3 protein-coding genes and 1 pseudogene are annotated in these 4,120 nt (G+C 57.8%); all 4 read right to left on the bottom strand.

The features are described from left to right. Positions 1 to 317 (bottom strand): annotated as a pseudogene (locus Y707_RS0101790) (bifunctional rhamnulose-1-phosphate aldolase/short-chain dehydrogenase); the annotation flags it as partial. A gap of 17 nt (positions 318 to 334) precedes the next feature. Further along, entirely contained in the window at positions 335 to 1,792 is a 1,458-nt protein-coding gene (locus Y707_RS22660) for an FGGY-family carbohydrate kinase (protein WP_081744558.1), read from the bottom strand. Beyond that, entirely contained in the window at positions 1,785 to 2,627 is an 843-nt protein-coding gene (locus tag Y707_RS22655) for a class II aldolase/adducin family protein (RefSeq protein ID WP_081744557.1), read from the bottom strand. The genes Y707_RS22660 and Y707_RS22655 overlap by 8 nt, the downstream gene beginning before the upstream one ends. A gap of 28 nt (positions 2,628 to 2,655) precedes the next feature. After that, on the bottom strand, positions 2,656 to 4,120 hold a 1,465-nt coding region (locus Y707_RS22650; protein ID WP_051441546.1), incomplete at its 5' end, for a rhamnulokinase.

Below are 4,120 nucleotides of genomic sequence, written 5' to 3'. Positions count from 1 at the left end.
CCACCCGTGCCAAACCGGCAGTAGTCGAACAAGGTCACCATTTCGTCTTCATGTTCAAGTCCGCGATATACCTCGTCCAGCCCGGTGATGCGTGCTAGCTCGAGGACCGCCAGACCGGAAATCTCCAAAGTTCCTAAATCCCCTCCTGAACCCTTGACGTAGAGAACTTCTGACTGCTGCCCGGTCGACGGATTCAATAGTGAGGTTTTAGTCGATGTGTTGCCGCCACCATAGTTCGTCACCTTGGGGTTGGCTCCCATACGATTCGAACGAGCAAGCAGCTCCTGCACTGCTGCCGGCGATTTTTCCTGTTCCATTACTTGGATCTCCGTTTCTATAGATGTGTGAAACCGGTGCCAGTCGCCATACCCTCGATGTATCCCCGCCTGGCGAGTTCATCTTTGAACTGCGCATAGTTGTCCATTACCGGTGTTGCTTGTGACTCCAGGGGATCAAACTGACCGTCAATTCTGACCAGCCGTGCTGATGCAGCAGACAGGGTCTCGTCTATCACCGATGAGCCGGCAAGGAGAGCCGCCCCATAGGCGGAATTGTGCGCGAGCGGCCGGAATACGGGAGTCTCCAAGACGGTGGCTCGGATCCGGTTCCATAGAGTGTTGGCACTTGCTCCCCCGGTTACGACATAGCGGCTGAATTCTATTCCCATCGCGCGCAGCCGTTCGAGGCCGAGCCGCTCGATAAAAGCCACTCCTTCCAGAATGGCTCGAAAATAGTCCAGCCTGTCTCCTGAATCTCCACCGGCGAAAAACCCTTTCGCAGTCCGCGAGGCAAAGGGAAACCTTTCGCCGGTCCCCGCCAATGGATAGCAGACAGCTGTCGCAGCCCCATAGTCTCGCGCTTGGGCGGACCAGCGCTCAAGCGCATGCGTGTTAGAGCCATAATTGGAAGCAAGCATTGCCGCACCGACGTTCGATGCGCCTCCGGGCCAAAACGACCCCTCAGGACTCCGGTGGGAATAAACGGTCTTATCCGTCGAAGCCAGACTGGTTGGCGCCACAGATTTGAGCACCAGAGTCGTGCCCAGCACCCCTGCGACATCGCCTGGACAGATAGCGCCGGAGGCGATTTGGGCTGTGCACCCATCGCTCATTCCAGCTACAATCCGGACGTGATCGGGTAAACCTGTCACCGCTGCGGCCCGTGATCCTACGATTCCAACGACCGTTCCAGGATGAACCAGATCCGGGGCCGACTCCGGTTTCAGCCCGACTTGTTCAAGAAATCCGTCCGGCCAACGAGCGTTCACGACGTCGATACCAGTCTTCAGGAAATGCGAGGTATCCGAGGGGAGGATCGCCCCTGCCAAGTCAGCGATCACGACATCAGGAGTCGATAGGTATCGTGCGTTCCCGTAATGCTCCTCGAGCCACCGGATACGGTTGAGAGCCGATGTGGGGCTGCTCGTCGCAGATTCTGCGACAGCCGGAGTCTGCCGGGTATCACGCTGGTCGCTATACAGTACGGCGTTGCCCAGCGGCCTGCCTTGAGAGTCGCTCGGAACAAAGCTTCCCGAGGTTCCCGTAACCGATAACGCTCCAATCTCTGTGCTCCTGGGCCCCAATATCGAAGTGATCCCACCGATTAGTCCAGCAACCGTTCGCGCATAGGCTGGCCTTTGTACCGCCCATCCTGGACGGGGTTCCATCACGGGGCTGAGCGATGCCGCCTGTTCGGCCAGGACGTCTCCAGTCTCCATGCAGACCGCCGCCGCTCTCGCGTTGGCCGTGGCGAGATCGATCCCGATGGCGATACTTCGCGGATGGTTAACCATGGTTGCCGGAACCGGTTTGCAGATTTCGCGTATGGGTGCCAATCGGTGATTCGGTCTCAGGATTGAAAACACCAGACAGATGCTGCCGCCGTTCCGTAATGTCTGTACGGGCGAAGAAGGATTTCATCGATTCGGCAGGGATCGGCGAAACACCTCCCATAGAATAGGCGGCTATTCTTACCTGCGCGCCCTTGACCGCCATTTCGGAGACGGCCTCCACTCCACTCACAGAGGGACCAAGCGCAGCGATTCCATGGTTTTGAAGGAGTATCAACGAGGGCAGTTGCCCATTATGGTCGGAATACTCGCGTAGCCGGCGGTAGAACAGGCGCCCCAGATCAATCCCGGGCTGCGCATACGGAACAAACAACGGTGCACCTACAACAACGGCCTCATCGGAGTAGACGGCATATTCGTATGCCTCTGCAGCATGGATACTGGCAAGCACTGAGACGACGGCGGTGGGGTGTGTATGTGCCACAAAACCGGTTGGGTCGACTGCGTGCACGGCAGCATGGATAGAGGCTTCGATGGAGCCTCTCCGCCGGGTTGAGTTGTGCACTCCGGCGTCCAGAGCTTCGGTGAGGTCGTCTTGCGTGGAACTGCGATTCTCAAGAACTTGGATGAGCGGCTCTACTTCAGCCACCACAAAATCATTTGCGGTCGCCGATGCCATGTTGGAGCCCGATGCCTTTACGGTGAATCGACCTTCACCAAGCCACTGCGATGTATTGCCCTCGGCCAGAATTGCCATCTCACGCTGCGGACGACCGAGGGAACGGGTCAGTCCGAGGAGTTCCTCGGATACAAGAGATGGATCCCAAATAGTAGTCAATGGTCCTCCAGGATCAGTAATGGCAGGGTCATAATCCCCGCCGGTGCAGGTCAATCGTGATCAGCGACCGGAGCTTCCCGGCCGCATTGTCCCAGTCGGCTCCGGGCGCCGGAAGGTAGGTGCGCACATTAGTACTTGAATGCAAAAGGTCGGGAATGTCCGCATCAGTGAATTCCCCGAGCGCGATCAATTGCGACGTAGCGTTTCCCAGGGCCGTGGCCTCTACGGAACCACAACGGACCGAGAGGCCGGTCGCGTCAGCCGTCGCCTGTTGAAGCAGCTTGTGGTTCGATCCACCTCCGACAACGTTGATTGCTGTTGGAGCACATCCGTTGACGGCCGCCACGTCTTCGAGGATTAGCCGGTAGCTCAAGGCCAAAGAATCGACGACGCATCGGGCGGTCTGTCCGATCGTTTGCGGAACCGGTATTCCATTGCGGGCACAGTACTGGCGGATCTTTGCCGGCATGTCCCCAGGGGCGAGGAAGTCGAGAGCGTCGGGATTGATAACGCTCCGCAACGGCGTTTCTGATTTCGTCATGGCGGCGATCTCAGTGTACGTAAGGTCCTGCCCTTCGGCAGCCCACTGTTTTCTGCACGCTTGTACGATCCAAAGGCCCATCACATTGCGTAGCAAGCGGATATCGCCGCGGTACCCGCCTTCGTTGGTCAAGTTTGCTTGCTGCGACGCTTCCGTTATGTACGGCTTCTTAGCCATCACTCCAACAAGCGACCATGTGCCGGATGAAATATACGCCTCGTGCGGGCCCTCGAATGGCACAGCCACCACTGCGCTGGCGGTATCGTGGCCGGGTGGAAGGATAACCCGCATGTTGCTAAGCATGCCGCTGTTCAGATCTCCCCTCACAACGCCCACGTCAGTGCCCGCCGGGACCACTTCCGGCAGCATATGCGTGGGGATACCCAATTGATCCATCAGAGAAGTGGCCCAGCGATCATCGACCATATCGTAAAGACCGGATGTCGATGCTGCTGTAAATTCAGTGACTTTCGTTCCGGCCAATTCATGGTGGAAGAGATCGGGCATCATGAGCAGGGTTTCCGCGCGCCTAAGCCGCTCAGGGCGATTCTGGGCGTCATCCATGAGGGCGAAGATGCCATTAATTTCGAGAATTTGGGTGCCTGTAGCGCCATAAATTTCCCTGGCACCTAATAGATCGAGCGCACGGGCCAGTTGCGGAATATTCCGCGCATCACGGTAACAGGTCGGGTCATCGACGAGACTGCCATCTCCACTCAACAGCCCGTAGTCGACGCCCCAGCTATCGACACCGACAGAGCTGATCGGCACGTCACCGTTCGCAAGTTTCCCAAGACCGTCAGTGACCGTCGACCAGAGAGCCGCAAAGTCCCAACGCAATATACCGTCTTTGAACCTCGGCGTATTGTCAGATCGATGCGCTACACCAAGCGACAGCCTCTCACCATCGAAGGCTACAGGTACCACCCGGCAACTCTCCGCTCCCAGGTCG

Origin of the sequence: Arthrobacter sp. H14, from assembly GCF_000520495.1 — a bacterium.
In the GTDB taxonomy this organism is placed as follows: Bacteria; Actinomycetota; Actinomycetes; order Actinomycetales; family Micrococcaceae; genus Arthrobacter_C.
The sequence above is the reverse complement of the archived record's forward strand: the minus strand, read 5'-3'. Positions and strand labels throughout refer to the sequence as shown.